This window comes from Streptacidiphilus jeojiensis (assembly GCF_042510965.1).
Classification (GTDB): domain Bacteria; phylum Actinomycetota; class Actinomycetes; order Streptomycetales; family Streptomycetaceae; genus Streptacidiphilus; species Streptacidiphilus jeojiensis.
Window position 1 is genome coordinate 51155 of record NZ_JBEUKS010000004.1, and the last position, 24628, is coordinate 75782.

Annotated in this window: 24 protein-coding genes and 2 tRNA genes; 8 read left to right on the forward strand and 18 right to left on the reverse strand. The window is 72.5% G+C overall.

The features are described from left to right. Positions 1–55: 55 nt before the first annotated feature. Positions 56–1204, forward strand: coding sequence for a Glu/Leu/Phe/Val dehydrogenase dimerization domain-containing protein (locus tag ABUW04_RS12560; RefSeq protein ID WP_380564605.1), 1149 nt, complete (start codon positions 56–58; stop codon positions 1202–1204). Between the two features lie 377 nt (positions 1205–1581). Continuing rightward, entirely contained in the window at positions 1582–1839 is a 258-nt protein-coding gene (locus ABUW04_RS12565; protein WP_084714803.1) for a DUF3073 domain-containing protein, read from the forward strand. 182 nt (positions 1840–2021) lie between these two features. Here the strand turns inward: ABUW04_RS12565 and purM are convergent, their stop codons facing one another. The 3 genes from purM to ABUW04_RS12580 all read right to left on the reverse strand — a co-directional run bounded on the left by purM (position 2022) and on the right by ABUW04_RS12580 (position 5678). Beyond that, positions 2022–3107: a phosphoribosylformylglycinamidine cyclo-ligase gene (gene purM / locus ABUW04_RS12570; protein ID WP_380564606.1), complete on the reverse strand. Its 1086-nt coding sequence runs from the start codon at positions 3105–3107 to the stop codon at positions 2022–2024. A gap of 32 nt (positions 3108–3139) precedes the next feature. Further along, positions 3140–4723, reverse strand: a complete 1584-nt coding sequence (gene purF, locus ABUW04_RS12575) for an amidophosphoribosyltransferase (RefSeq protein WP_030258087.1) — start codon at positions 4721–4723, stop codon at positions 3140–3142. Positions 4724–4823: 100 nt separating this feature from the next. Continuing rightward, the gene (locus tag ABUW04_RS12580; protein WP_380564607.1) at positions 4824–5678 is read right to left on the reverse strand and encodes a maleylpyruvate isomerase family mycothiol-dependent enzyme; all 855 of its coding nucleotides are present in this window, start codon (positions 5676–5678) and stop codon (positions 4824–4826) included. A 63-nt stretch (positions 5679–5741) separates the two neighbouring features. On the opposite strand from ABUW04_RS12580, the gene ABUW04_RS12585 reads away from it, so the two are divergent. Continuing rightward, positions 5742–6701, forward strand: coding sequence for a DMT family transporter (locus ABUW04_RS12585; RefSeq protein WP_380564608.1), 960 nt, complete (start codon positions 5742–5744; stop codon positions 6699–6701). On the opposite strand, the gene ABUW04_RS12590 is transcribed toward ABUW04_RS12585, so the two are convergent. Next, positions 6680–7276, reverse strand: coding sequence for a transglutaminase-like domain-containing protein (locus ABUW04_RS12590; protein WP_380564609.1), 597 nt, complete (start codon positions 7274–7276; stop codon positions 6680–6682). The genes ABUW04_RS12585 and ABUW04_RS12590 overlap by 22 nt on opposite strands. A 60-nt stretch (positions 7277–7336) precedes the next feature. Between ABUW04_RS12590 and ABUW04_RS12595 the strand changes: the two genes are divergently transcribed. Continuing rightward, positions 7337–7726, forward strand: coding sequence for a MerR family transcriptional regulator (locus ABUW04_RS12595; RefSeq protein ID WP_380564610.1), 390 nt, complete (start codon positions 7337–7339; stop codon positions 7724–7726). Here the strand turns inward: ABUW04_RS12595 and ABUW04_RS12600 are convergent. From ABUW04_RS12600 to ABUW04_RS12625, 6 genes are all read right to left on the reverse strand, one after another. Then, positions 7674–8618, reverse strand: coding sequence for an RNA polymerase sigma-70 factor (locus ABUW04_RS12600; RefSeq protein ID WP_380564611.1), 945 nt, complete (start codon positions 8616–8618; stop codon positions 7674–7676). The two genes, ABUW04_RS12595 and ABUW04_RS12600, sit on opposite strands and share 53 nt — an antisense overlap. After that, positions 8615–9187: a carboxymuconolactone decarboxylase family protein gene (locus ABUW04_RS12605; protein ID WP_380564612.1), complete on the reverse strand. Its 573-nt coding sequence runs from the start codon at positions 9185–9187 to the stop codon at positions 8615–8617. The genes ABUW04_RS12600 and ABUW04_RS12605 overlap by 4 nt, the downstream gene beginning before the upstream one ends. 145 nt (positions 9188–9332) lie before the next feature. Then, positions 9333–11588: a phosphoribosylformylglycinamidine synthase subunit PurL gene (gene purL / locus ABUW04_RS12610; RefSeq protein ID WP_380564613.1), complete on the reverse strand. Its 2256-nt coding sequence runs from the start codon at positions 11586–11588 to the stop codon at positions 9333–9335. After that, complete coding sequence (gene purQ / locus ABUW04_RS12615) at positions 11588–12268, reverse strand: phosphoribosylformylglycinamidine synthase subunit PurQ (RefSeq protein ID WP_030258071.1); 681 nt, start codon at positions 12266–12268, stop codon at positions 11588–11590. Before purQ ends, purL begins: the two co-directional genes overlap by 1 nt. Continuing rightward, positions 12265–12513, reverse strand: coding sequence for a phosphoribosylformylglycinamidine synthase subunit PurS (gene purS, locus ABUW04_RS12620; RefSeq protein WP_380537253.1), 249 nt, complete (start codon positions 12511–12513; stop codon positions 12265–12267). The genes purQ and purS overlap by 4 nt, the downstream gene beginning before the upstream one ends. A gap of 180 nt (positions 12514–12693) precedes the next feature. Beyond that, positions 12694–12870, reverse strand: a complete 177-nt coding sequence (locus tag ABUW04_RS12625) for a hypothetical protein (RefSeq protein WP_157623880.1) — start codon at positions 12868–12870, stop codon at positions 12694–12696. A gap of 98 nt (positions 12871–12968) precedes the next feature. Here ABUW04_RS12625 and ABUW04_RS12630 point away from each other — a divergent pair, with 98 nt between their 5' ends. From ABUW04_RS12630 to ABUW04_RS12640, 3 genes are all read left to right on the forward strand, one after another. Beyond that, positions 12969–13286, forward strand: a complete 318-nt coding sequence (locus ABUW04_RS12630; RefSeq protein WP_030258066.1) for a histone-like nucleoid-structuring protein Lsr2 — start codon at positions 12969–12971, stop codon at positions 13284–13286. A gap of 158 nt (positions 13287–13444) precedes the next feature. Continuing rightward, positions 13445–13516, forward strand: a tRNA-Gly gene (locus tag ABUW04_RS12635). A 113-nt stretch (positions 13517–13629) separates the two neighbouring features. Beyond that, positions 13630–13705 (forward strand) — tRNA-Gly (locus ABUW04_RS12640). Positions 13706–13829: 124 nt separating this feature from the next. Here the strand turns inward: ABUW04_RS12640 and ABUW04_RS12645 are convergent. The 4 genes from ABUW04_RS12645 to purD form a co-directional block, all read right to left on the reverse strand. Continuing rightward, the gene (locus ABUW04_RS12645) at positions 13830–14744 is read right to left on the reverse strand and encodes a phosphoribosylaminoimidazolesuccinocarboxamide synthase (protein WP_380564614.1); all 915 of its coding nucleotides are present in this window, start codon (positions 14742–14744) and stop codon (positions 13830–13832) included. Positions 14745–14883: 139 nt separating this feature from the next. Beyond that, entirely contained in the window at positions 14884–16464 is a 1581-nt protein-coding gene (locus ABUW04_RS12650; protein WP_380564615.1) for a N,N-dimethylformamidase beta subunit family domain-containing protein, read from the reverse strand. A 98-nt stretch (positions 16465–16562) separates the two neighbouring features. After that, a complete protein-coding gene (locus ABUW04_RS12655; protein WP_380564616.1) occupies positions 16563–18212 on the reverse strand; it encodes a hypothetical protein in 1650 nt (549 codons plus the stop codon). Between the two features lie 379 nt (positions 18213–18591). After that, entirely contained in the window at positions 18592–19833 is a 1242-nt protein-coding gene (gene purD / locus ABUW04_RS12660; RefSeq protein ID WP_030258057.1) for a phosphoribosylamine--glycine ligase, read from the reverse strand. 353 nt (positions 19834–20186) lie between these two features. Between purD and ABUW04_RS12665 the strand changes: the two genes are divergently transcribed. Next, on the forward strand, positions 20187–20969 hold the full coding sequence (locus ABUW04_RS12665; protein ID WP_030258054.1) for an SLATT domain-containing protein: 783 nt from the start codon (positions 20187–20189) through the stop codon (positions 20967–20969). Positions 20970–21060: 91 nt separating this feature from the next. Here the strand turns inward: ABUW04_RS12665 and ABUW04_RS12670 are convergent, their stop codons facing one another. The 4 genes from ABUW04_RS12670 to ABUW04_RS12685 form a co-directional block, all read right to left on the reverse strand. Next, positions 21061–21708: a hypothetical protein gene (locus tag ABUW04_RS12670; RefSeq protein ID WP_030258051.1), complete on the reverse strand. Its 648-nt coding sequence runs from the start codon at positions 21706–21708 to the stop codon at positions 21061–21063. Positions 21709–21794: 86 nt separating this feature from the next. Further along, a complete protein-coding gene (locus tag ABUW04_RS12675; protein WP_063757574.1) occupies positions 21795–22589 on the reverse strand; it encodes a GntR family transcriptional regulator in 795 nt (264 codons plus the stop codon). Between the two features lie 139 nt (positions 22590–22728). Next, positions 22729–24084, reverse strand: a complete 1356-nt coding sequence (locus ABUW04_RS12680; protein ID WP_030258045.1) for an aspartate aminotransferase family protein — start codon at positions 24082–24084, stop codon at positions 22729–22731. 87 nt (positions 24085–24171) lie between these two features. Then, the gene (locus ABUW04_RS12685; protein WP_380564617.1) at positions 24172–24627 is read right to left on the reverse strand and encodes a GNAT family N-acetyltransferase; all 456 of its coding nucleotides are present in this window, start codon (positions 24625–24627) and stop codon (positions 24172–24174) included. Position 24628 lies beyond the last annotated feature (1 nt).

The window sequence follows — 24628 nt, forward strand, 5'->3', positions numbered from 1 at the left end:
AGACACAACGCCCGCACCACATCAGCGGGCGCCGTCCGACAATGGAGTCACCACCGTGACCGATGTCAGCGAGCGCTCCGGCGTACTGCGCCGGATCTTCGCCTCCGAGACCGAAGCGGCCCCCGGCGACAGCCACGAGCAGGTCGTCCTGTGCCACGACCGCGACAGCGGCCTCAAGGCCGTCATCGCCATCCACTCCACCGCCCTGGGCCCGGCCCTCGGCGGCACCCGGTTCCACCCCTACGCCTCCGAGGAGGAGGCGGTCCAGGATGCCCTGAACCTGGCCCGGGGGATGTCCTACAAGAACGCGCTGGCCGGACTCGACCTGGGCGGCGGCAAGGCCGTGATCATCGGCGATCCGGCCCCGCGCGCCGAGGGCGGCGACAAGAGCGAGGCGCTGCTGCGCGCCTACGGCCGCTTCGTCCAGTCCCTCGGCGGGCGCTACGTCACCGCCTGCGACGTCGGCACCTACGTCGTCGACATGGACGTGGTCGCCCGCGAGTGCGACTACGTGACCGGCCGCTCCCCCGAGCACGGCGGCGCCGGGGACTCCTCGGTGCTGACCGCCTTCGGGGTGTTCCAGGGCATGCGCGCCTCGGCCCAGCACCGCTGGGGCAGCCCCTCGCTGGAGGGCCGCCGGGTCGGCGTGGCCGGGATCGGCAAGGTCGGCCACTACCTGGTCCGGCACCTGGTCGAGGAGGGCGCCCGGGTGGTGGTCACCGACGTCCGCGCGGAGGCCGTCGAGCGGGTCCGCGCCGAGCACCCCCAGGTCGAGGTCGCCGCCGACGCCGACGCGCTGATCCGCGCCGACCTGGACGTCTACGCCCCCTGCGCCCTCGGCGGCGCACTGGACGACACCACCGTCCCGGCCCTCACCGCCGGAATCGTCTGCGGTGCGGCCAACAACCAACTGGCCCACCCCGGTGTCGAGAAGGACCTCGCCGACCGCGGGATCCTCTACGCGCCCGACTACGTGGTGAACGCCGGCGGAGTGATCCAGGTGGCGGACGAGATCCAGGGCTTCGTCTTCGAGCGGGCCAGGGCCAAGGCCGCGAAGATCTTCGACACCACCCTGGAGATCTTCGACCGGGCCCGGGCCGACGGCGTGCCCCCGGCCGTCTCCGCGGACCGCCTGGCCGAGCGCCGGATGGCGGACATCGGCCGGCTCCGCTCGATCCTGCTCACCGGACCCCGGAAGCAGTAGCCCGACCGACGGCCGGAGCAGCGCCCCCGACGGGGCCGCCGACGGCGAAGGAGACAAGAACGGCATTCTCACCTGACAGGGCCGTCCGAGGGATACGGAGTGCCCGGACGGGGGACAATCGTCCTGGAGCGGCCCCTTCCGGCGCTCCGGGACGAGTCCTGCGAAAGCCACTCATTCCTGCTCTGACCTGCATCGATATGGTCACAACCCGAGCCGGGGTGCGGCATGTCGCACGGGCGGCGTACCGTACGGCGCTGTAAGCAGGTACCGTTATTGCTCTAAGGACCGACCCTCTCACTCCGGCGAGGGGTCGTTCCTCATCATGAACGCGTGTCAAGACTCGGGGCCATGAGCCCCGTCGTTGAGGGGGTCGAGCCATGGGGCGCGGCCGGGCCAAGGCCAAGCAGACAAAGGTCGCCCGCCAGCTGAAGTACGGCGACGTGGGTTTCGACCCGTCACGTCTGGCCAACGAGCTGGGCGCATCGCCAACGAGGGAACCGGTGAATCCGGAGCCTCTCGATGACGATGAGGATGACGACGATCCGTACGCCTCGTACGCACAGCTGTACAACGGCGAGGACGACGAAGACGAAGAGGATGAGCCAGCGGGCCACCACGCCCGCAAACACGCTTGACCTCTTCGAGCCGACCGAAGAGCCGATCCGGTGCCGACCGGGTCGGCCCTTCGGCGTATCCGCGCACCGAAGGCGGTCGCCCACCCCGGCCCCGACCTTGACGGACGGCCCCGCGGCGGACGGGAGCTGGAACTGGACGGGGGCGCTGCCGCAACCGGCGCGCCCCTCGTGCCCCTACTCTCCTACTCCGCGTACGCGCCGTACAGTGCTGCGCCGCCATCAGACCATTCGCCGCCGCGCTCGACGATGTCGCCCAGCGGCCAGGCCTCGACATCGCGGTCGGCCAGCACCGCCAGCACGGTGTCCACCGACTCGGCCGGGACCACGGCGACCATGCCGATGCCCATGTTCAGCGTCTTCTCGATCTCCAGCGTCTCCATCCGGCCGACCTGGGCCACGGTCCGGAACACCGGCAGCGGCGTCCAGGTGCCCCGGTCGAGCCGGGCGTGCAGGCCCTCGGGGATGACCCGGGCCAGGTTGGCGGCCAGTCCGCCCCCGGTGACGTGCGAGAAGGCGTGGATCTCGGTGGCCCGGATCAGCGCCAGGCAGTCCAGCGAGTAGATCCTGGTCGGCTCCAGCAGCTCCTCGCCCAGGGTCCGGCCGAACTCCTCGACCCGGCGGTCCAGCTTCCAGCCGGCCTCGTTCAGCAGCACGTGCCGGACCAGCGAGTAGCCGTTGGAGTGCAGCCCGGAGGCGGCCATCGCGATGACCACGTCACCGGCGCGCACCCGGTCGGCGCCCAGCAGCGCGTCGGCCTCGACCACGCCGGTGCCGGCGCCCGCCACGTCGTACTCGTCCGGGCCGAGCAGCCCGGGGTGCTCCGCGGTCTCCCCGCCGACCAGGGCGCAGCCGGCCAGCACGCAGCCCTCGGCGATGCCCTTGACGATCTGGGCGACCCGCTCCGGGTGGACCTTGCCGACGCAGATGTAGTCGGTCATGAACAGCGGCTCGGCGCCGCACACCACCAGGTCGTCCACGACCATGCCGACCAGGTCGTGGCCGATGGTGTCGTGCTTGTCCATGGCGGCGGCCAGGGCGACCTTGGTGCCCACGCCGTCGGTCGCGGAGGCGAGCAGGGGGCGCTCGTACCGCTTCAGGGCGCTGGCGTCGAACAGCCCGGCGAAGCCGCCGAGGCCGCCGACCACCTCGGGCCTGGTGGCCTTGGAGACCCACTGCTTCATCAGTTCGACGGCGAGGTCGCCGTTCTCGATGGAGACTCCGGCGGCGGCGTAGGTGGCGCCGGCGCCGGGGGTGGTCTGGTCGCTCATCAGAACGGCCCTTTCAACGGGGGAGACGAGAATCAGGGGCGGCGCAGCGCGTCGGCCGCGCCGATGCCGCCGAGCATGGACTGCACGCCGTCGGCGTCGCTGCGGTTCTTCCCGGCGTTGCGCACGCCCGGCGCGCGCCCGGCCGAGGCGATCTCCGCCTCCAGCAGGTGCTTGCCGAGCAGCTCCGGGTCGGGCAGCTCCATCGGGTACTCACCGGTGAAGCAGGCCGTGCAGAGCCGCTCCTGGGGCTGGTCGGTCGCCTCGACCATGCCCTCGGTGCTGATGAAGGCGAGCGAGTCGGCGCCCAGCGAGGCGCCGATCTCGTCCACCGACAGGCCGTTCGCTATCAATTCGGCCCGGGTGGCGAAGTCGATGCCGAAGAAGCAGGGCCACTTGATCGGCGGCGAGGAGATCCGGATGTGCACCTCGGCGGCGCCGGCCTCGCGCAGCATCCGGACCAGGGCGCGCTGGGTGTTGCCGCGGACGATCGAGTCGTCCACGACCACCAGCCGCTTGCCCTTGATGACGTCCTTCAGCGGGTTCAGCTTGAGCCGGATGCCGAGCTGCCGGATGGTCTGGTTGGGCTGGATGAAGGTGCGCCCGACGTAGGCGTTCTTCACCAGGCCCGAGCCGTAGGGGATGCCGCTGGCCTCGGCGTAGCCGATGGCGGCCGGGGTCCCCGACTCCGGAGTCGCTATCACCAGGTCGGCCTCGGCCGGGGCCTCCTTGGCCAGCCGGCGGCCCATCTCGACCCGGGAGAGGTGCACGTTCCGCCCGGCGATGGTGGTGTCCGGACGGGCCAGGTACACGTACTCGAAGACGCAGCCCTTGGGCTTGGACTCGGCGAAGCGGGAGCTGCGCAGCCCGTTCTCGTCCACCGCGATCAGCTCGCCCGGCTCGACCTCGCGGATGAACGAGGCACCGACGATGTCCAGCGCGGCGGTCTCCGAGGCGACCACCCAGCCGCGCTCCAGCCGGCCCAGCACCAGCGGGCGGATGCCCTGCGGGTCGCGGGCGGCGTAGAGGGTCTGCTCGTCCATGAAGACCAGCGAGAAGGCGCCCTTGACCTTGGGCAGGATCTGCCGGGCGGTCTCCTCGATGGAGAGGTCCGGGTAGCCCGCCAGCAGGGCCGTGACCAGGTCGGTGTCATTGGTGACCGCGGACCGGCCGGAGCGGGAGACGTGCTGCTCGCCGGGGAGCTGCGCGACCATCTCGGCCAGTTCGGCGGTGTTCACCAGGTTGCCGTTGTGGCCGAGCGCCAGCGAGCCCTGGGCGGTGGCCCGGAAGGTGGGCTGGGCGTTCTCCCACACCGAGGAGCCGGTGGTGGAGTACCTGGCGTGGCCGACGGCGATATGGCCGAGCAGCGAGCCGAGGGAGGTCTCGTCGAAGACCTGGGATACCAGGCCCATGTCCTTGTAGACCAGGATCTGGGAGCCGTTGCTCACTGCGATGCCCGCGGACTCCTGTCCGCGGTGCTGCAGGGCGTACAGCCCGAAGTAGGTGAGTTTGGCGACCTCTTCACCGGGGGCCCAGACACCGAAGACACCGCAGGCGTCCTGGGGGCCCTTCTCGCCGGGAAGGAGGTCATGGCTGAGTCGTCCGTCACCGCGTGGCACGCCACCGAGTCTAGGGCAGTCCGGCGGTGCCAGCCGAACGGGGGACGGCCGCAGGTCACGCAGCGGATCGCCGACGCGCGTAGATATCGGGCGAAACGGATCAGCCCATCACCGGGAGTAGCGAAGAAAGATCACTGCGCTCGCCGGAGGCCGTGAGTTGCGCCACGTCCAGCAGCTCCGCCCAGGCGGCCCGGCCGGTGGCCAGGCGGATCCACGGCAGCGGGGCGGTCTCGACCACGTTGGGCGGGGTGCCCCGGGTGTGGCGCGGGCCCGCCACGCACTGGACCACGGCGAACGGGGGGATCCGCAGCTCCACCGAGCCGCCGGGGGCCTGCGCGGCCAGGGCGTCGGCGAGCAGCCGGGTGGTGGCGGCCAGCGCCTGCCGGTCGTGCGGGACCTCGGTGCCGAGGGCGTCGGCCAGGTCGTCGCCGTGCACCACGGTCTCCAGCAGCCGGGTGACCAGGAAGTCGGAGAGCAGCATCGGACCGTAGCGGGTCGGCAGCGCCAGGCCGGCGGCGTGCTCCTCGGCGAGCGTCCTCAGCAGCAGGTCGGCGGCCCGGTCGAACTCGGCGGCGACCTGTCCGGGGCCGCCGCCGAAGGCCTCGGCCGCGGACTCGCGCACGCCCTCGTCGATGTCGGCCGCGGCGGTCCGGGTGCCGGTCACCCAGGCGGTCGGCGAGAGCAGCGCGGCGCCGGCCGGGACGTCGGCGCCGAGGTTCCGCGGCACCCAGTCCAGGACGAAGCCGAGATGGGCCACCAGCTCCCTGACCCGCCACCCGCCGAGCCGGGTGGGCCGGGCCAGCAGTGCCTCGGCCGCGTCGTCCGCGCACAGGCTGTGGACGGCGGTGCGGAGCACCTCGGTCTGGGCGGCGAGGGCGGCCCGGGTGCGGGCGGGGTCGTAGCTGCGGGCGCGGGGGCCCTTGCGCTCCCGTGAGCTGGTGTCGGCTGGCGGCATGTGAGCGAGAGTAGGCACGAATCCCGCTTGCCGCCAGGACATTGAGGCGGCGACGCTACTGTCATGACCACCGAACCCGCCGTCCGCACCGGCACGCCCGCGTCCGCGCCGTCCTCCCCCGCCCGCAGGCAGGCGCTGCTGGCCTCGGCTGCCGCCGGTGTCACCGTGGTGCTGTGGGCCAGTGCCTTCGTGGGCATCCGCTCGGCCGGCCACGCGCTGGCACCGGGGCCGCTGGCGCTGGCGCGGCTGCTGGTCGGCAGCCTGGTGCTCGGGACGATGGTGGTGATCCGGCGCGAGCCGCTCCCGGCCCGCCGGGACTGGCCCGGGATCGTCGCCTGCGGAGTGCTCTGGTTCGGGCTCTACAACGTGGCCCTGAACGCCGCCGAACGGATGGTGGACGCCGGCACCGCGTCGATGCTGGTGGGCGTCGCGCCGGTGCTGCTGGTGCTGATCGCGGGGGTGGTGCTGCGGGAGGGGTTCCCCAGGCCGCTGATGCTGGGACTGCCGCTCTCGTTCGCCGGACTGGTCGTCATCGGCCTGTCCTCCTCCGGCGGCGGTGGCGGCTCGGTCGGCTGGGGCGTACTGCTGTGCTTCGTCGCCGCGCTGGCCTACTCCTGCTCGGTGGTGATCCAGAAGCCGCTGCTGGCCCGGGTCTCGCCGCTCCAGATCACCTTCCTGGCCTGCACCGTGGGCGCGGTCACCTGCCTGCCGTTCGCCCCGGCCCTGGTCCGCGAGGCCGGACACGCCCATGCCTCCCCGCTCGCCTGGGCCGTCTACCTGGGCGCGCTGCCGACCGCGGTGGCCTTCACCACCTGGGCCTACGCGCTGGCGCGCACCAGCGCCGGCCGACTGGGCGTGACCACCTATCTGGTACCGCCGATCTCGGTGCTGCTGGGATGGCTGGTCCTGGGCGAGGTGCCCGGCTGGGTGGCCCTGGTCGGCGGCGTGCTGTGCCTGGCCGGGGTGGCGGTCTCCCGGCTCCGGCTGGAGCGGTGGACCCGTCAGAGCGCGGCGGGCAGGTAGTAGTCGTAGCCGTGCCGGTCCGGACGGGCCGCGCGCAGGCCGTCGAGCAGGGCCGGCGGGGTGGTGGCGTGGACGGTCGGGTAGTCGACCTCCTGCTGCGCCGGGTCCGCCGGGAAGGCGGGCCGTTCGTCGGCCGGGTCCGTACTGAACCGGGCACCGGCCCCCGGAGCGCCGCCCCGGGCATCGAGCCGCACCCAGCGGTCCTGCAGCAGCACGGCGTTGAGGCCGTGGACGACGAAGCCGCCGGGCACGTCGTCGGCCAGCCGCTGGTAGCAGAGCCCGGCCGGGATGCCGTTGGCGCGCAGCAGGGCGGCGAACAGGTGCGCCTTGCCGTGGCAGATGGCGTTGCCCGCGGCCAGGACGTCCGAGGCGGTGTAGGCGGCGCTCCACTCCCCGAGGTCGCGCGAGTGCGCGATCCGCTCGCGGACGAAGTCGTACGCCGCCCGGGCGGTGGCGGTGCCGTCGCCGGCGCGGTGCAGTTCCGCCGCCTTGGCCCGGACCGCCGGATGGGTGTGGTCGATCACGTCATCGGCGGCGAGGTAGTCGGCGGAGGCGGGGACCAGTGGCACGATCATGCGGTCACCGTACCCAGAACCCTTGACCTGGACCGGACTCCAGGTGCTTGGCTCTCCTCCATGACGGACTTCCTCTCCCCCGGCCAGGTGGTCGAACGCAGCGGCTTCAGCCTGGACACGCTGCGGTACTACGAGCGGATCGGCCTGCTGGACCGGATCGAGCGCGGCCCTGGCGGCCGGCGCCGCTACGCCGACGAGGACCTGGAGTGGCTCGGTGTGCTGCGCTGCCTGCGGGACACCGGGATGCCGATCGCGCAGATGCGCCGCTACGCCGAGCTGGCCAGGGCCGGCGACAGCACCATCGCCGAGCGGATGGCGCTGCTGGTCGAGCACGACGAGCAGGTCGAGCGCACAGTCGCCGACCTGCGCAGCCAGCAGTCGCACCTGAAGGAGAAGATCAGCTGGTACCGGACCCAGCTGCCGGGCCCTCAGGCGGCTTCGGAACGCTGACGTTGCGCATCTTGTCGGGATTGCGGACCACCTGGATGCCGGTGATCCCGGTCTCGTCCAGTTCCAGCACGAAGACGCTGTCGGCCACTCCGGCGGAGGTCAGCAGCAGGCCGGGCTGACCGTTGACGTCCACCGGGTGCACGGCAAGATCCGGGCGCGGACGGACGGTCAGCACGCCCAGGATCCAGCGGGCCGCCTTGTCCGCGCCGACGATGGGCCGCAGCGCGGCGCGGATCTTGCCGCCGCCGTCCGACCACACCGTCACGTCCGGGGCCAGCAGCTCCATCATCCGGTTGAGGTCCCCGCCCATGCAGGCCGACAGGAACTCGTCGGTGGCCCGGCGGCGCACCTCGGCCGGGGCCTCGTAGCGGGGGCGCCGGGCCTGGACGTGGCTGCGGGCCCGGGTGCCGACCTGACGGACCGACACCTCGGTGCGGTCGAGCATTCCGGCGATCTCGGCGTAGGGGAAGCCGAAGACCTCCTTGAGGACGAACACGGCCCGCTCCAGCGGCGAGAGCGACTCCAGTACCACCAGCATGGCCATCGAGACCGCCTCGGCCCGCTCCACCCCGCCGCTGGCGTCCGGCCCGGTCACCAGCGGCTCCGGCAGCCAGGGACCGACGTAGGACTCGCGTTGCACCGTCGCCGACTTGAGCCGGTTGAGGGACAGGTTGGTGACCGTGCGGGCCAGGTACGCCCTGGGCTCGGCGACGCCCGCGGTGTCCACCCGGCTCCAGCTGAGCCAGGCGTCCTGCAGGATGTCCTCGGCGTCGGCCGCACTGCCGAGCATCCGGTAGGCGATGCCGAAGAGGACCGGGCGGTGCTGTTGGAACAGCAGCAGGGCTTCATCGGTGGCGGCGGTGGCAGTGGTGGCGTCGGAGGCGTCGGTCACGCCTCGGAAGCTACCCGACGGAGCGGGATCCCGCAGCGGTCCCTGAAGCCCTGGCCGACCAGGCCGAAGGCGCTGTTGGCCCGGGAGCGGAGGTTCTCCACCGCGATCATCGCGGTGAGTTCGACGAAGGCCGGCTCGCCCAGGTCGGCGATCAGACACTGCGTCATCTCGTCGGTGACCGCGGGCGGGGTCGCGGTCACCGCCTCGGCGTACTCCATCACCAGCAGTTCCAGGTCGGTGAAGACCTCGGTGCGGTCCCGCCAGTCCGGGACGCTGCGCAGCTTGACCGCGGGGACCCCCTTCCCGTGGCTCTCCCAGTAGCCGAAGTCCAGGCACCAGGAACAGCCGATCCGGGCCGCCACCGCCATCACCGCAAGGGACTTGAGCGTGGGGTCGAGCCGGTTCCAGCGCGCCAGCCCGCGCTCGAAGCGGGTGGTCGCCAGGAGCACCCCGGCATGGTGGGCGTAGGCCTTCCCGGGGTCGAGCACCGCGCCGTAGACGCGCCTGGAGTACCACGCGCCGATGCGGAAGAGCACGGTGCGCGGCGGGTCGAGGGAGATTCGGGCCATGGCTTGCTGCCTCCTTGGATCGCGGCGGATCGCGGTGTCCACAGGTAAGACAGAACAGCGGCGTCAAACGTGACACGGCTGCCCCCGTCCCGGGGCGGGGTCGCCTGGGGACGGGGGCAGCCGGGGTGCTCCGGTGGCCGGCGGATCAGCCGATCAGGGCCTCGATGACGCCGGTGTGGGCCTCGTGCAGCTCGGCCAGCGGGAGCGTGAACTGGCCCTGGACCTCGATGCCGTCGCCGTCGACGACGCCGATGCGGGTGGCCGGGAGGCCGCGGACGCCGCACATCTCGGTGAACCGGAGCTCCTCGCTGCGGGGGACGGAGACGATGGCGCGCCCCGCCGACTCGGAGAAGAGGAACACGAACGGGTCCAGCCCCTCGGGGACGACCAGCCGGGCGCCCTTCCCGCCGCGCAGGCAGCTCTCGGTGAGGGCCTGGATCAGGCCGCCGTCGGAGAGGTCGTGCGCCGCGTCGATCATGCCGTCCCGGGAGCCGGAGATCAGGATCTCGGCGAGCAGCCGCTCCCGCTCCAGGTCCAGCCTGGGCGGCAGGCCGCCGAGGTGGTCGTGGGCGACCTGGGTCCAGGCCGAGCCGCCCAGCTCGTCGGCGGTGTCGCCGAGCAGGTAGACCAGCTGGCCCTCCTCCGCGAAGGCCATCGGCGTACGGCGGTTGACGTCGTCGATCACACCCAGGACGGCGACCACCGGGGTCGGGTGGATGGCCACCGCGCCGGTCTGGTTGTAGAGCGAGACATTGCCGCCGGTGACCGGGGTGCCCAGGGTCAGGCAGGCGTCGGCCAGGCCGCGGGTGGCCTCGGCGAACTGCCACATCACGTCCGGGTCCTCGGGGGAGCCGAAGTTGAGGCAGTCGGAGACGGCCAGCGGCTTGGCGCCGGTCGCGGCGACGTTGCGGTACGCCTCGGCCAGGGCCAGCTGCGCGCCGGTGTACGGGTCGAGCTTGGCGAAGCGGCCGTTGCCGTCGGTGGCGATGGCGACGCCGAGGTTGGACTCCTCGTCGACGCGGATCATGCCGGAGTCCTCGGGGGTGGCCAGCACGGTGTTGCCCAGCACGAAGCGGTCGTACTGCGAGGTGATCCACGACTTGTCGGCCTGGTTCGGCGAGCCGACCAGCTGCAGCACCGCGGCGCGCAGCTCGTCCCCGCCGGCCGGGCGCTTGAGGCGCTCGGCGGTGGGGGCGTCGGCCTGCAGCTCGTCCTGCCAGGACGGGCGGGCGAAGGGCCGGTTCAGCACCGGGCCGTCGTGGGCCACGGTGCGCGGCGGCACGTCCACGATCTGCTCGCCGCGCCAGAAGATCTCCAGCCGCTCGCCGTCGGTGACCTCACCGATGACGGTGGCGATGACGTCCCACTTCTCGCAGATCTCCAGGAAGCGGTCCACGTTCGCCGGTTCGACGATCGCGCACATGCGCTCCTGCGACTCGCTCATGAGGATCTCCTCCGGCGAGAGCGTGTTGTCGCGCAGCGGCACGTCGTCCAACTCGACCCGCATGCCGCCGGAACCGGCCGAGGCCAGCTCGCTGGTGGCGCAGGAGAGGCCGGCCGCGCCGAAGTCCTGGATGCCGGAGACCAGCCGCTCCCGGAACACCTCCAGGGTGCACTCGATCAGCAGCTTCTCCTGGAACGGGTCGCCGACCTGGACCGCGGGGCGCTTGGACGGCTTGGTGGCGTCGAAGGTCTCCGAGGCGAGGATGGAGGCGCCGCCGATGCCGTCGCCGCCGGTCCTGGCCCCGTAGAGGATGACCTTGTTGCCGGCGCCGAAGGCCTGCGCCAGGTGGATGTCCTCGTGCTTCATCACGCCCACGCAGAGCGCGTTGACCAGCGGGTTGCCCTGGTAGCAGGGGTCGAAGACGACCTCCCCGCCGATGTTGGGCAGGCCCAGGCAGTTGCCGTAGCCGCCGATGCCGGCGACGATCCCGGGCAGCACCCGGCGGGTGTCGGGGTGGTCCGGGGCGCCGAAGCGCAGCGGGTCCATCACCGCGACCGGGCGGGCGCCCATCGCCAGGATGTCGCGGACGATGCCGCCGATGCCGGTGGCCGCGCCCTGGTAGGGCTCGACGTACGACGGGTGGTTGTGCGACTCGATCTTGAAGGTGACGGCGTAGCCCTGGCCGACGTCGACCACTCCGGCGTTCTCGCCGATGCCGACCAGCAGCGCGTCGGTCTCCGGTTTCTTGTCGCCGAACTGCTTGAGGTGCACCTTGCTGGACTTGTACGAGCAGTGCTCGGACCACATCACCGAGTACATGGCCAGCTCGGCGCCGGTGGGGCGGCGGCCGAGGATCTCGCGGATGCGGGCGTACTCGTCGGCCTTGAGGCCCAGGGCGGCCCAGGGCTGCTCGGCGTCCGGGGTCTCGGTCGCGTGCTTGACCGTGTCGAGAGTCATCAGGAGCTCACCAGCTGCTTCAGGATCGAGGTGAAGAACCCGAGGCCGTCGGTGCGGCCGGTGCCGACCAGCGGCTCCACGGCGTGCTCGGGGTGCGGCATCAGGCCGACGACGTTGCCGGCGGCGTTGGTGATGCCGGCGATGTCGTTGATCGAGCCGTTGGGGTTGACGTCCAGGTAGCGGAAGGCGACCCGGCCCTCGGCCTCCAGCTCGTCGATGGTCCGGGCGTCGGCGGTGAAGCGGCCCTCGCCGTTCTTCAGCGGGACGGAGATCTCCTGGCCGACGGTGTAGTCGGTGGTCCAGGCGGTCGCGGCGTTCTCGACCCGGAGCTTCTGGTCGCGGCAGACGAAGTGCAGGCTCTCGTTGCGCAGCATGGCGCCGGGCAGCAGGTGCGACTCGGTCAGCACCTGGAAGCCGTTGCAGATCCCGAGGACCGGGAGACCGGCCTTGGCCTGCTCGATGATGGTGTCCATCACCGGGGAGAAGCGGGAGATCGCGCCGCAGCGCAGGTAGTCGCCGTAGGAGAAGCCGCCGGGCAGCACCACGGCGTCGACCTGGTGCAGGTCCTTGTCGCGGTGCCACAGGGCGACCGGCTCGGCTCCGGCCAGGCGCACGGCGCGCTGCGCGTCGCGGTCGTCGAGCGAGCCGGGGAAGGTGACGACGCCGATGCGGGCGGTCACTTCTCCTCCACCCTCACGGTGAAGTCCTCGATCACGGTGTTGGCGAGGAAGGTCTCGGCGGCTTCGCGGATCCGGGCGAGGGCGGCGTCGTCCACCGGCCCCTCCAGTTCCAGCTCGAAGCGCTTGCCCTGGCGGACGTCCGCGATCCCGGCGAAGCCCAGACGCGGCAGCGCACGCTGCACCGCCTGGCCCTGGGGGTCGAGGATCTCCGGCTTGAGCATGACGTCGACAACGACGCGTGCCACGGGTACTCCCGGTGAGTGGTGGTGCGGGGGGAGCCCCCACTCTACTGGGGCAGCCGGGCGTCCTTGGATGATCGCCTGGCTGGACGCGCGTAGAACGGGGGCAGCGTGCGGAGGTTCACACAAATGACTACCGCCTGGTAGGCACGGATTGAACGTCGGAAATTCCCTCATTCGCCACATTCAGCCATGCATTAGCAGCACCGCCGAGAGCCCGTCCAGAGGTTTCGGTCCGGTATCGGCGAGGTCTCGAACCGACACGGAATAGGGGGCAGAAAAACTTGCCTCTTCGATTTTGGGACGCTTGAGGGGCAGAATGGCGGACACCGGCCGCCGCTTCGGCGCGCGCTCGGTGGGCAAGCGGCGCTCCCAGCCTCGCGACCTCCCGAAATGTACCTCCGACCTGCGGGTTTCAGACGGCGCCAAGGCACCGTGGAAATCCGAGAGGATTGGCATCCATGGCTCAGCGCGTAGTGGTAACCCTCTCTGACGACATCGACGGCGGGGTGGCCGAGGAAACCGTCCACTTCGCCGTCGACGGGAAGTCGTACGAGATCGACCTGTCTGCCCGAAACGCGGAAAAGCTGCGGAGTGCGCTCGCCCCGTATGTGGCGGCGGCCCGCAAGCAGAGCCGAGCCGGCAAGGCGCTCCGCCGCACCGAGGTCGCTCCCGACCCAGCGACGGTCCGCGCCTGGGCGCAGTCCCGGGGCATCGACCTGCCCGCCCGCGGCCGGCTGCCCAAGCATGTCTACGAGGCGTTCGCCGAGGCGAGCTGAGCCGGGCCGGGGCTGGGTCGGATCAAACCGGACTTTCCTTGACCTAAAGGTCAAAGCGCCCACCCTCGTGGATCGTGCAGTGATCCATGGGCTAGTGTTCTTCTCAGCGGAACACACCGGAGACGGAAGCCGAAAGGCCAGGTCAACGGGGTGGGCTCGCAGGTGTAGCTCAGTAGTAGAGCGCTCCCCTTCCAGGGGAGAGGCACAGTGTGCAATCCCTGTCACCTGCTCAACTCGACGCTCCGACCGGCTGGCGCAAGCAGCCGAAAGGATCAGGTAGAGTAGAGCTCGCCGGAACGGACCGGAGGCCAGCAGGCCGAAGGACCGAGAAGGCGAACACCATGCGGACGTGGCTCAGTTGGTAGAGCATCACCTTGCCAAGGTGAGGGTCGCGGGTTCGAATCCCGTCGTCCGCTCCAGATCGTGAGAAGGCGCACTCGTCAGAGTGCGCCTTCTTTCTTTTGTGTCGGCCAGAACCTGACGGTGCGCCAGTTCGACGCCGCTGCGGGCCCGGACCCTCCCGGGCCCGGACCCGCGGTGGCCTCAGGCCCAGCTCTGGCCGGTGAGGCGCTCGTAGGCCTCGACGTACTTGGCCCGGCTGTCGGCGACGACCTGCTCGGGCAGGGCCGGCGGCGGCAGCTCCGAGGCCGGGTCCCAGCCGGAGGCCGGCGAGGCCAGCCAGTCGCGGATGAACTGCTTGTCGAAGGAGCGCTGGGCCCGGCCAGGCTCCCACTCGTCGGCCGGCCAGAAGCGCGAGGAGTCCGGCGTCAGCACCTCGTCGCCCAGCACCAGGCTGCTGCTGCCCGGCTCCCCGTCGGCCAGGCCGAACTCGAACTTGGTGTCGGCCAGGATGATGCCCCGGTCCCTGGCGATGTCCCTGGCCCTGCCGTAGACGGCCAGGGTGGTCTGCCGCAGCTGGGTCGCGACCTCGGCGCCGAGCCTGCGGGCGACCTCCTCGTAGGGCACGTTCTCGTCGTGGTCGCCGACCTCGGCCTTCAGCGCGGGGGTGAAGATCGGGGCGGGCAGCTCCGAGCCGTCCTCCAGCCCGGCCGGCAGGGCGACCCCGCACGCCGTCTGGAACTGCAGGTACTCCTTCAGCCCGGAGCCGGTGAGGTAGCCGCGGGCCACGCACTCCACCGGCAGCATCTCCAGGCTGCGGCAGACCAGAGTCCGGCCCTCCCAGTCGGCCGGGGCGCCGGCCGGGACCTCGGTGGAGATCACGTGGTTGGGCACCAGGTCGGCCAGCCGGTCGAACCACCACAGCGACAGCTGGGTGAGGATGCGGCCCTTGTCCGGGATGTCGGTGGGCAGCACCCAGTCGAAGGCCGAGGTCCGGTCGCTGGCGACCATCACCAGCTCACCCGCGTCGTTCCGGTAGAGGTCACGCACCTTGCCGGTGTGCAGATGAATCAGGCCGGGCACCTGCACCGGCTGGGGCTTCTCGACGAATCCGCTCAAGACATGTCCCTCAGTCAAGTGAATCTCGGGGTGGGAGCTTGCCGGAAGTCTTTCACAGGGCCCTTCCCGGCCGACCGGGGCCGCTGTGGTGTCCGCTCCGGCGGCCCGCTCCGGTGGACGTCAGTGGACCTTGTGGACGTCAGTGGACCTTGCAGATGCGGTCCAGCAGGTTCGCCGTGGCGCGTTGGACCCGCTCGTCGGTGTGGCCGGGCCGGTCCAGCGCCGGGGACCAGGCGAAGGTGCCGCTGGCGAAGACCAGGGCGCCGCCCGGGGCCCGGTACAGCGAGGTCTCCTGGTGCTGCAACGCCCCCCTGGCGTCCCGGTACGGGGAGTGGGCCAGCAGGGTGCGCTCGGTGTGCGAGGGCAGCGGCACCCGCGGGAAGTAGTGGTCGGACTCCCCCGCGACCAGCCCGGGCAGCCGGTCCTCGTCCCGCAGCCCGGTCCCCTCCCAGACCCAGTGGCCGGTGTTGCGGACCACCATCGGCGCCGGCTCGGGGACCCGGCCGCTGTACTGGATGCCCATCAGCAGCTGCTCCGGTGCGCCCTGGTCGCGCCAGAGCGCCGACGGGGCGGCCCCGGCCGGGCTGCCGTCGGCCGGGCGGCGGCGCTTGCGGCAGGTCAGCAGCCGGTCCGGTTCGCCGTTCGGGCCGGGGTCGAGCTCGACCTTCCAGTACATGGTGTTGGCGCTGAGGAAGACCAGGGAGGTGCCGCCGTCCCTGGCGTCCTCCACCGACCGCCGCATCCGCGCCGACCAGTACTCGTCGTGGCCGGGGAAGACCAGCCCCCGGTAGCGCCCGGGGTCGACCCGGCCCGAGTGCAGGTCGGTCGCGTTGGCGTAGGCCAGGTCGTAGCCGTAGCGCTCGGCCCAGCGGATGAAGTCGTAGGCGTGGCCGATGTGCAGCGGCAGCCCGGCCCCCGCGTAGGGGCGGTCGAAGGACACCGTGGTGGCCGCCTCCTCCTCGCCGAGCAGCTCGCCCTTCTCGTTCCAGGCGTGGTAGAGGCTGGCGCCCGTCCGGCCGTCCTCGGGGTAGAGGTTGTACGCCTGCCAGGTCACGTCGGGGAGCAGCAGCAGCAGGTCCGCCGCGAAGGGAGGTGCGGAGCGCAGCTCCCCGTCAGAAGGGTGGTGGTGGGCGAGGGGCAGGCCGCGGACGGTGAAGGGGATGTGGCTGCGGTGGCGGTGGTCGGCGGTGGTGAGCACCGCGACGTAGGCGCCGGGGCTCCAGTGCGCGGGGATCTGCAGCCGCCAGGACATCCACCAGTGGTGGCAGGAGACGGTGCGCCCGGCGACCAGCGGGGCGGGCTGGACCAGCCCGGAGATCCGCGGACTGGCCGCGAAGTGCCTGGCTCCGGCGCCGCCATAGTGGCCGATCCGGTAGACGTCGACGGTGAACTCGCGGGCGGTGCTGACGCTGACCTTCAGGTCCAGCGAGCCGCCGAGGTCGGCGGCGGCCGCCGCGAAGCCCTTCAGCTGGCCGCCGACGTCGTCCGAGGGCCGCGGCAGGCCCAGCGCCGGGCGGGTCTCGGCGCCGGGCGGGCGGCGGGACAGCGGCAGCTGGCCCTCGGCCTGGCCCAGGTCGACGTACCAGGGGACCTGCAGCCCCGAGTCGTCGAAGTACTGGTCCGCGCCCCGCAGCCAGGGCAGCGGGCCCTGTCCGAAGGGGTCGGTGGCCCCGTGCGCGAGCGCCCCCGACTCCCAGCGACGGCCCTGCTCCGCACCCACGCGCCCCTCCCCTGGTTGCGGCGGCGAGGTGACGCTTCGTCACCGAATACGGTTGTCAGCTCACCCCATGTGTACTCATCGTACGTGCTGACGGGTTGTCAGGGCAGACGCACGGGCTTCTCCACCCGGACGCCGATCCCGGTGAGCCAGGCCCACAGCGGCTCCCCGTCGCCGTGCTCCACGGCCAGCGCGACCGGGGCGGCGAGATCCGTCCTGCGGACGCCGTCCACCAGCAGCACCGGGCCGTCCAGCCAGTCGAGCCCGGCCACGGCGGCACCGCTGCCGACGGCGACGCAGCAGACCAGCGCGCTGAGGTGCTCCCCGAGCAGGTCCCGGCCGGTTCGCGGCGGCTGCAGCTGCTGCGCGGGCTGCTGTGCGGGAGCGGCTGCGGCGGCCCGCAGCCGGCGGCTGGTGAGCGCTCCGGCCAGGGCGTCGGCGGCGCCGTCCTCGCGCAGCCGGACCAGCAGCTCGCTGATGGCCCGCGCCGAGGGAGCCGTTCCGGTCCGGGCCGCGCCGCCCCGGTCCGTGCCGGTCCGGTCGAGTCCGGCGACCGCGAGCAGGTCGTCGGCGTGCGAGCGCCACACCCGCTCGACCACGTCCTGCGGGTAGTCCTGCCAGTCGACCGGGGCCCAGCGGGCCGCGGCCGCGGCGGGGGCGGCGGCCTGCGGGCCGCCGTGGAACAGCCTGGCGGCCAGCAGCGAGACCGCCTCGTCGATCCGGCCCGGCTCCTCCAGCAGATCGCAGGCCGGGCGCTCGCCGAGCCGGGTCTCGAAGCCGTCGGCGAGCCGGTCGCGCCGGGAGAGCTCGGTCAGCGCGGAGACCACGCCCGCGTCCAGCCGCCCCGGCCAGCGGCCTATCTGCCAGGCCGGCAGCGCGACCCGGGTGAGCAGCCGGTCCCAGCCCGCGTAGGCCAGGCCGACCTGCTCCTGCGCGGCGATCCGCAGCCCGTAGTCCACCTGCCTGGCCTGCTCGGAGGCCCATCCGGCGACGGCGCGCTCCATCTCGGCGGCATGGCCCCGGCAGCGGCGCAGCAGCAGCGCGGAGACCCGGCCCAGCAGCACCAGCGCAGGGCGCTGCCAGGCCGGGGCGGCGGCCCGGTCGGCGGCGAGGCCGAGGGCGGCGTCCAGGGCCCGGACGAACCGGCGGGCCGCGGCGATGTCGGGGTCGGCCGAGCAGGCGGTGCCGGCCACCACCGGCGCCAGCAGGGCGCGCAGTTCGGCGACGCGCATCCACCACATGAACGGGGAGCCGATGACCAGGGTGGGCGCGGGCGGGGCCGCGGCCTCCCGGCCGAGGGCGTCGCCGCCGGCCGCGGCCGGCACCGGCAGCGCGGGGGCGGCGGCCGGGGAGGGGTCCTCCAGCCAGCTGTCGCAGTCCGGGGTGAGCGCGATCCTGGCCGGGGCCGGCACGTCCATCCGCTCGGCGACGTCACGGACCAGCCGGTAGAGCTCCGGCGCCTCGGTCTCGGTCAGCGGGACGGCCGGCACCAGCGGGGGTCTGACCCGGCGCAGCACCGCGGCGAGGGCCAGCACGCCGAGCAGCACCACGGCCGCCACCGCGGACACGGCCCAGCGGGCGGCGTCCCACCCGGCCGCGTCGGCGGAGCCGGCGGCGCCGAGGTGGCCGGTGACACCGCCGGCGATCAGCACGGCGGCGGCAGCGGCCGGCAGCGCGGCCACCGCGAGCGCGGCACCGCGCACCCGCAGCACCGCCTGGGCGCGATCGCGCGCCGCTTCCACACCGGCCATGGATCAGTCACCCCCTGCCTGCTCTGCCGCGGATCCGCCGGACCCGGACTGTCGTCCCCCGTCGCCTATTGACGACGAGCGACCCGGGCACGGTGTTCCAGGAACGGGTCGGAACCACTCGGATAAGTGATTCCCTCTGAACCGCAGCCTCCCCCCTCGACGCCCGGCGTACCCGGCACCGGCCTCCGGGGGCGGACGAGGGCACAGCGGTCTGCGGTACCTTCGGGGCACCATAAGGCCGAGGGGCGACAGGCGTCAGCCGGATGGGGTTCCCGTCACCCGATGGGCTTGGTCCTTGGGCTTGTTGCCCCGATCCGGTCGCGGTCCGTTCCGGCAGGGCGGCGTTGGGCCCTGCGGGTGGCGGTGGGATCCCCCGCGGTCAGATCCCGGCGGCGATGTCGCTGCGGTGGTGCGAGCCCTTCAGCCCGATCCTGGCGGCGGCCTCGTACGCCCGCGTCCTGGCCTGCGGGATGTCCTTGCCGGTCGCGGTGACCGAGAGGACCCGGCCGCCGGCGCTGACGACCCCGCCGTCCGCACCAGCCGCGGTGCCGGCGTGCAGCACGTAGGCGGTGCCGTCCGGGGCCTCGGCGGCGTCCAGCCCGGTGATCGGGTCACCGCTGCGGGGGCTCTCCGGGTAGCCCTCGGCGGCGATGACGACGGTCACCGCGGCGCCGTCGCGCCAGCGCAGGTCCGGGAAGTCGGCCAGCCGCCCGGTGGCGGCGGCGTGCAGCAGCCCGTTCAGCGGGGTCTTCAGCCGGGCCAGCACCACCTGGGTCTCCGGGTCGCCGAAGCGGGCGTTGAACTCGATCACCCGCACTCCGCGCGAGGTGATCGCCAGGCCGGCGTAGAGCAGCCCGGAGAACGGGGTGCCGCGGCGGCGGAGCTCGTCCACGGTCGGCTGCAGCACGGTCTCCAGGACCTCGTCGACCAGGCCGGGGGCGGCCCAGGGCAGCGGGGAGTAGGCACCCATGCCGCCGGTGTTGGGGCCCTGGTCGCCGTCGAGGGCGCGCTTGAAGTCCTGGGCGGGCTGCAGCGGGACCACGGTGGTGCCGTCGGTGACGGCGAACAGCGAGACCTCGGGGCCGTCCAGGAACTCCTCGATGACCACCCGGTCGCAGCCGGCCGCGTGGTCCAGCGCGGCCTGCAGGTCGGAGGTGACCACGACGCCCTTGCCGGCGGCCAGTCCGTCGTCCTTCACCACGTACGGGGCGCCGAAGGCGTCCAGCGCCTCCGCCGCCTCGGCCGGGGTGGTGCAGAGGTAGGAGCGCGCGGTGGGGACGTTGGCGGCGGCCATGACGTCCTTGGCGAAGGCCTTGGAGCCCTCCAGCCTGGCCGCCTCGCCGCTGGGTCCGAAGACCGGGATGCCGCGCTCGCGCACCGCGTCGGCCACCCCGGCGACCAGCGGCGCCTCCGGGCCGACGATGACGAACTCGGCGCCGAGCGAGACCGCGAGGTCCGCCACCGCGGCGCCGTCGAGCTGGTCGACCGGGTGGACCCGGGCGACCCGGGCGATCCCGGCGTTGCCGGGGGCGCAGTGCAGTTCGCCGACCTCGGGGTCGAGGGAGAGGGCACGGCACAGGGCGTGTTCGCGGGCACCGCCGCCAATGACAAGGACCTTCACGGGGCTGAGCCTAGTCGGTGCCGGAGGACGCCCGGTCCGCCGGTCCACGTGGTGGCGGCGTGACCGACGCAACAGGCCCGGGCCGCCGGGTCAGGTACGCTCCTGCGGGCCACCCACCCGTAAGGGTGAGAGTCGCGGATCCCTGCCGCAGCCGCCCGTCCGGGTTGCTGTCTGGGGTTTCTGCGAGGGCCCCGGTGACGGTTTTGCAGCCGAATCCGAGCGGAACGGTCACATGGTCAGCCATTTGGCGGTAAGAAGTGGTGCTTGGAACCAGGAGGGCTGAGGGCAGTGCTTGTGTCAGTGGCACCTGGGACGATCGGACCCGATGGGCCGAAGGACAGGGAGTTCCCACGGTGAGCCAGCCCGAAATGCAGCCCGAAGAGAGTCCTTGGGGTACCGACCCCGGGATGGAGGAACCGGTGACCGCTGCACCCCCGCAGCCGGAGGCGTCCGGCGGTCGTGATCTCAGTACCCGGCAGTTCCCGCTGGGCGACTGGGGCGAGCCCGCAGAGCGCCTGGAAGAGCTCTACCGCTGGTCGGAGGAGCGTGCCGTCGAGGCGATCGACTGGTACCAGCGGGACCGCCGCTGGAAGCGCCGCGGCGCCCGTACGCTGCGGTATCTTGCCGCGCTCTCGGGCGTGGCCGGCGCGGTGCTGCCGCTGGTGCACCTGACCGGCGTCTGGAACGGCGCGGCCGACTGGGGCTACGTGCTGCTGCTGCTCGCCGGGGCCTGCCTGGGCGCGGACCGGGCCTTCGGCCTGACCAGCGGCTGGATGCGGGACGTCAGCACCGGCCAGGCGCTGCAGCGGCGGCTGGAGGCGTTCCAGTTCGACTGGGCCTCGGAGTGCGTGCGCGAGGTGCTCGGCCCGACCGAGGGCACCGCGAGCGAGGCCGCCGAGCGCTGCCTGGGCGTGCTGCGCCGGTTCTGCGAGGACGTCTCGGACATGGTCCGGATGGAGACCTCGGAGTGGATGCTGGAGTTCCGCGCCTCGATGACCCAGCTGCCGACCCAGGCCGCGGGCAACTGGGGCGGCCGTACCGAGGGCGCGGGTGCCCAGGTCCGGGTGCTGCCCACGCTCGGCGGCGGCCGGCCGACGATGCCGCGGCAGCGTCCGCCGGAGCCCCCGCTGCGGTAGCGCGGTCGTGGACGTGGTCGGTAGACGTAGTTGAGGGGGCGCCCGTCGGGCGCCCCCTCAACCGCTTCCGGAGCTCAACCGTTTCCGGGCCTCAGGCGAAGACGACCATGGAGCCCTGTCCCAGCGCGCGGACCGCCGCCGCGTGCAGCCCGGTCCAGGCGTGGCGCTCGCGGGAGAAGGGACCGTCGTTGCCGGGCGGCGGGTGCGCCGGGCCCTCCAGCGTGGTCGGGGCGACCGGCCGGACCGGGACCGGCGGGGCCTGGTGGTCGATGCCGATCCAGGGGGCCACCGCCTCCAGCTCCCGGAGCAGCCCGTGCAGCGATCCCAGCGGCCCTCCGGTGGCCAGCAGCGCGTCGTCCACGATCGGGCTCTCGAAGTCGATCGGGACGTACGCCCCGGCGTGGTCGAAGTGCCAGACCAGGTGCGACCGCTCGGCGGTGTCCTCGAACATCTCCAGCAGCTGCTCGTAGTCCCCGCCGAGCTCGTCCACGGGGGTCACCGGCAGGTTGGTGAGCTGCAGCAGGTAGGCGCGGCGGAGGAAGTGCAGTGACTCGTAGTCGAACGCGGCGACGGGTTCCACGTCACCGCTCAGGCCCGGCATGTACTGGAACACCGGCACCGGCGGCAGTCCGTGCGCACCGAGCGAGGCGTTGTAGATCTCCAGGTCCTCGGCGAACGGGTTCTCCGGGCTGTGGACGAGTACGTCGACGAGCGGGACGAGCCAGATGTCACAGGCCACGGGCACTCCTGGGCGCGTACGCGCCGGTTGCGACGACGGTGGGGTTTGCTCTCATCGCAGCCACCCTAACGCTCTGCGGCGAAGCCTCACAGGGAGTCGCGCTGAGCGGGAATCGGCAGGATGTCGGCGTAGCCGATGAGGGTGCCCTCGGCGCTCTCACCGCAGAGCGCGGCCATCTGCCGGAGCGACTCGCGGTTGTAGTCGATCAGCATCCGGTGCACCGTCTCGCGGTCCTTGGCGACCAGGTGCTCCATCAGCTCCAGGTGCCCGGACCAGCAGTAGTCGGCGATGTCCGGGCGCCCGCGCAGATAGGGCGCCGCGAAGATCCAGTACTGCACCCGGAGCCAGTCCAGGTACCCGGTCAGCCGCTCGTTGGCGACCAGGCCGGCCAGCTCCCCCCAGAACCGCAGGTCGCACCCGACCAGCACGTCCAGGTGCCCGGCCCGGGCCGCCCGGTGGGCGGCGTCGGCACGGCGCTGGAGCGAGGGCAGCCGCTGCCAGTCGATCGCCTTCAGATGGACCGCGAGGCGGCGGAACATCCCGTCCGAGACCAGGGTCCTGGCCTCGACGATGTCGACGAAATCGGCCCAGCCGAGCTGCGGGACGGTGAAGCCGCGGTGGTGCTCGGTCCACAGCAGGCCCTGGGCGGTGAGGTCGAGCAGCGCCTCCCGGACCGGGGTGGCGGAGACCCCGTACAGCTCGGCGATCTCCTTGACGGTGAAGTGCGTTCCGGCCGGCAGCCGGCCCGCCATCATCTCGTCGCGCATGGCGCCCGCGACCTGCTCGCGCAGGCTGCTGCGGCGGAGCGGGGACGGCTGGGCCGGCGATGTCTCCGCGGCCTGTGAGGCCCGCGGCCCCGAGGGCGGCAGGTCGGACGGCACGACCCCTCCTCGGGTGGGCTTCAGTGGTTCGGGCCTCCCAAGGGTAAGGCCCCGAACCCGCGGAAGCAGCGGAATTCGGGGCCAGTGTGGTCTAGACCTTATGTCAAATCAGTAAAGATCACCTGAAAGTAACCCCAGCTCAGACCGTATGTGCATCGGCGATGCTGAGCACCTCGTCCAGAATGGCCAGGCCCTCCTTGACCTCGGCCTCGCTGCTGTTGCACGGCGGGACGACATGCAGCCGGTTCATGTTGACGAACGGCCACAGCCCGCGCTGCTTGCAGGCGGCGGCCAGCTCGGCCATCGGCGCCGCAGCGGCGCCAGCTGCGTTGTAGGGGGTCAGCGGCTCCCGCGTGGTCCGGTCCCGGACCAGCTCCAGCGCCCAGAACACGCCCAGGCCGCGGACCTCGCCGATGACCGGGTGACGGTCCGCCAGCTCGCGCAGACCGGGACCGATCACCGTCTCGCCCAGCTGCCTGGCGTGCTCGACGATGCCCTCCTCGGCCATGGCGTTGATCGTCGCCACCGCGGAGGCGCAGGCCAGCGGGTGGCCCGAGTAGGTCAGCCCGCCGGGGAACGGGCGCTCGGCGAAGGTCTCCGCGATGGCACCGCTGATGGCGACGCCGCCCAGCGGGACGTAGCCGGAGTTAACGCCCTTGGCGAAGGTCAGCAGGTCCGGCGTGACGCCCCAGTGGTCGGCCGCGAACCAGGCGCCGGTGCGGCCGAAGCCGGCCATGACCTCGTCCAGGATGAAGACGATCCCGTAGCGGTCGCAGATCTCGCGGACCCCGGCGAGGTAGCCGGCCGGCGGCACCAGGATCCCGGCGGTGCCGACCACGGTCTCCAGGATGATCGCGGCGACGGTCTGCGGGCCCTCGAAGGCGATGGTCGCCTCCAGGTGCTGCAGCGCGCGCTCGCACTCCTGCGCCTCGTTCTCGGCGTGGAAGTTGGAGCGGTAGGCGTAGGGGCCCCAGAAGTGCACCACGCCGGAGACCCCGGTCTCGTTCGCCCAGCGCCGGGGGTCACCGGTCAGCGCGATCGCATTGGCGGTGGCGCCGTGGTACGAGCGGTAGGTGGAGAGCACCTTCTGCCGGCCGGTGTGCAGCCGCGCCATCCGGATGGCGTTCTCGTTGGCCTCGGCGCCGCCGTTGGTGAAGAAGATCTTGTCCAGGTCGCCCGGGGTGCGCTCGGCGATCAGCCGGGCCGCCTCGCTGCGCACGTCCAGGGCGAACGCCGGGGCGAAGGTGCAGAGCTTGCCGGCCTGCTCCTGGATCGCCGCGACCACCTTGGGGTGCTGGTGCCCGATGTTGGTGTTCACCAGCTGCGAGGAGAAGTCGAGGAAGCGGTTGCCCTCGTAGTCCCAGAAGTACGAGCCCTCGGCGCCAGCGACGGCGAGGGGGTCGATCAGGGCCTGCGCGGACCACGAGTGGAAGACGTGGGCGCGGTCGGCAGCCTTGACGGCCTGCCCCGCTGCGGAGTCGACAGAGATGCTCATGGCCGCAGCCTACGGAGCGGTTCGCCGCCCCGGCAGCGACAGCCTGTTCGCCGATACCGGGGCAGCGCTACAGGCTGTCAACCGGGGTCAGGACGGTGCGGCGTCCATGCTGTAGGTCAGGAAGACCGTCCTGGCCGCATGCCGATCGTAGACGGCCCGGGCCCGGTAGTTGTTCTCCGCGGTGTTCCAGCGGACGGTCGCCCAGCCCTCGTCCGCCGCGATCCGGGCCAGCGCGGCCAGCAGCGCGTCCGCCGCACCGCTGCCCCGGCGGGCCGGGTCCACGAACAGGTCGTCGAGGAAGCCGCTGGTCCCCCGCAACGGCGAGTCATAGGCCCGGAAGTGCGCCAGCCCGACCGGCACGCCGTCCGCGTCCCGGGCGACCAGGCAGCGCGTCTCCCGCTCCGGGTCGTGGATCCAGGCCCAGACCCGGTCGTAGTCCGCCTCGCCCAACTCCACGGCGTAGAAGGCGCAGTAGCCCGCATAGAGCTCCTGCCAGCGCTGCCGCTCCCCGGCCAGCACCGGGGTGATGCTCAGATCCGACACG